At 71.2% G+C, this 3,002-nt stretch carries 2 protein-coding genes; both read right to left on the reverse strand.

The features are described 5' to 3' along the window. Positions 1-443 precede the first annotated feature (443 nt). Entirely contained in the window at positions 444-1,445 is a 1,002-nt protein-coding gene (locus ETD96_RS42980) for a DUF8094 domain-containing protein (protein ID WP_138642223.1), read from the reverse strand. Positions 1,446-1,559: 114 nt separating this feature from the next. After that, positions 1,560-2,669, reverse strand: coding sequence for a peptide chain release factor 2 (prfB, locus tag ETD96_RS42985; protein ID WP_138642224.1), 1,110 nt, complete (start codon positions 2,667-2,669; stop codon positions 1,560-1,562). Positions 2,670-3,002: the final 333 nt, after the last annotated feature.

Consider the following 3,002-nt stretch of genomic DNA (forward strand, 5'->3'; position numbering starts at 1 on the left):
CCAGAACACCCACCCAGCCCAACAACCACCGCAACCACCACCGCAGACCCCACCCCGCGCACGCCTCACCCCGCCGGAAATACGAGACAAGCCCCACATATCCGCGCCAGTGTAGAACCCGCCACTATCGGGTCCCGGGCGCGCGGGCCTCAGCCGCCGCCGCAACCGAGCGCGGACGTCAAGGCACACGTCCGTAAGCTCAGGTTGCGACAAGGGCCACGTTGCGATCGCGTGCGAAGCCAGGTTCGAGCGAAGCGAGAACCTGATCGCGCAGCGAGCCGCTAGGCGAGCCGGAGCGATGCAGCGATCGCCGTTTTCCCGTGGAAGGAAGGGCCGCCAAGGCCCGACCGCCGAGGGAAAACAAATGAACACCGCCCGTCGGATGCCGGTGCGGTCCGGCTGCAGCGGTCAGAAGAGCTGGACCGCCCGGCATCCGACGGAGTTCAGGAGCCGTGGGCGAGGACGGCTTTGCGGTACATGCCGTTGACCGTGGCGCGGCCCTTGGGTGGAACGGTGGCCAGGTACTGCACGAGGACGGTGGTGTCCATGCGCGTCCTGGCGGACTTGGCCGGGGCGAGCCCGACAAGATCCCCGCTCACCGACAGCCTGCCCCGTTTCGTGGCGGAGTACGCCTCATTCTGCTTCAGGACATACCAGACGATCGCCCCGCGGTCCTTGGTGCGCAGCGCGTAGACCTTGTACGGCGCGGGGGTGAAGCGGGACGACAGCGTGACGCCGCGTCCGGCGAGGGCTCGTTCGCCCTGCTTGAGCGCCTTGTAGGTCTCGCTGGTGCGCGCCCCGTCCGCGAGGAGTGCGGCGCCGGACGCGTTCGGGCCGTCGGTGAGCAGGGCGGCGTGCGCCTGCGGGAGTTTCGCGGGCGCGACGGCGAGGTGGTCCTGCGTGGCGGGGTCGACCGGGGTGGCGAAGCCCTCCGGGTCGAGGGCGACCTTGGGCAGGGCCGGTTCGGCGATGTAGGGGTCGGCGGCGAGCAGCCACGGCGACCCCGGCTTGTCCTGCGTGAACAGCAGCGCGTGGCGGAGCGTCCGGTCGCCGGTGCCGGTGGTGGTGTCAGCGGCGAACCAGCGCGGGTGGCCGGTGAGGCGCGGGATGTAGAACGCGCTGCTGGTGAAGGCCAGCTTCCCGGGCGGCTTGCGGACGGCGCGCCGGAGCTTCAGCGCCGCGACGTCCATCGACAGCTGCGGGTCGGTCTCGACGGTGTGCAGCGCCTTGGCGCTGAGCCGCTTCCCCGCGCGGTTCAGCCCCTCGGCGAAGGAGGCGAGCACCTGCTCGGCCTGCGCCTTGGTGAGCGCGGGCGTCCCCTTGGCCTTCGCCGCCTCGGCGGGCGAGCCGGAGCCGGAGCAGCCGGCGGTCAGCGCCGTGACGAGCAGGCAGCCGCCCAGCGCGCCGGCGAGTGGATTGATCGGAACATGTGTGTGTGCGGCCATGAGGCCCCCCGAATGGCGACGGTTGATCCGGACCACGCGCCATCTTCGCAGAGTGACCGTGCAGTCACGCTGCGAATGGGGAACTCCGCCTCGCCCCTCCTGAGCGGGACGGGATCAGGCCGTCTCCTGCTGGCGCATCCAGCGGATCTCGGCCTCGATGAACTCGTCGAGGTCGCCGTCCAGCACCGCGGAGGGGTTGCCCGCCTCGACGCCGGTGCGCAGGTCCTTGACGATCTGGTACGGGTGCAGCACGTAGTTGCGGATCTGCGTGCCCCAGCTGCTCGTGCCCTCGCCGCGCAGCTCGGACATCTTCTCCGCCTCCTCCTGGCGCTTGCGCTCCAGGAGCTTGGCCTGCAGGACGTTCATGGCCGTGGCCTTGTTCTGCAGCTGGCTGCGCTCGTTCTGGCAGGACACGACGATCCCGGTCGGGAGGTGGGTGATCCGCACCGCCGAGTCGGTGGTGTTGACGCCCTGGCCGCCCGGCCCGGACGACCGGTACACGTCCACGCGCAGGTCGTTCTCGTCGATGTCGACGTGGTCGCTCTGCTCCACGACGGGGACGACGTCCAGGCCGGCGAACGAGGTCTGCCGGCGGCCCTGGTTGTCGAACGGCGAGATCCGCACCAGGCGGTGCGTGCCGTGCTCGCCGCGCAGCGTCCCGTACGCGTAGGGGGCCTTGACCGTGAACGTGGTCGACTTGATCCCGGCCTCTTCGGCGTAGGACGTCTCGTAGACCTCGGTGGGGTAGCCGTGCCGCTCGGCCCAGCGCAGGTACATCCGCTGGAGCTGCTCGGCCCAGTCGGCGGCGTCCACGCCTCCGGCCTGCGCGTTGATGGTGACCAGCGCCTCCCGGGCGTCGTACTCGCCCGACATGAGCGTGCGCACTTCGAGCTGCTGGACGGCCTTGTGCAGCGCCGCGAGCTCCTCGTCGGCCTCCGCGCGGGTGTCGGCGTCGTCCATCTCCTGGGCGAGCTCGTACAGCGTGGCGGCGTCGTCGACCCGCTGCCGCAGGCCCTCGACCCGGCCGAGCTCGCTCTCCAGGTGCGACAGGCGGCGCGTGACCGACTGGGCGCGGTCCTGGTCGCTCCACAGGTCGGGGTCGGCCGACTGCTCGCGCAGCTCGGCGATGTCGCGGCGCATGGCGTCGAGGTCCAGCACCTGCTCGATACTGGACAGTGTCGCGCCGAGCTCCTTGAGCTGCTCTTCCGGTTCGATGCCTGCCACGGTCCGAGCTTATCGCCGTCCCGGTACTGCTTATCGCGTCCCGGTACGGCTCATCGCGCGGCCGCCGCGTCGCCGCTCGCGCGGCGCCGATCGCGTCGCCCGGCGGGCGGCCTGGTCGTAGGGTCAATATCATGTGGATGGCAGAATCACGGGCCGAGGAGGCCGGCCGACGACGGCCGGCCGGGAGTCCGGTCCGGGGGACGGGTCCTTGCACAGCTTCCTGAGGATGATCGCGGCCGCGGTGCCGCTCGTCCTGGCGCTCGCGGTCGCGGGCTGCGCGGAGGAGAAGGCGGTCGCGCGGCCCGAGCCGAGCGTGCCCGAGACGGTCCCGCC

Source organism: Actinomadura geliboluensis (assembly GCF_005889745.1).
In the GTDB taxonomy this organism is placed as follows: Bacteria; Actinomycetota; Actinomycetes; order Streptosporangiales; family Streptosporangiaceae; genus Spirillospora; species Spirillospora geliboluensis.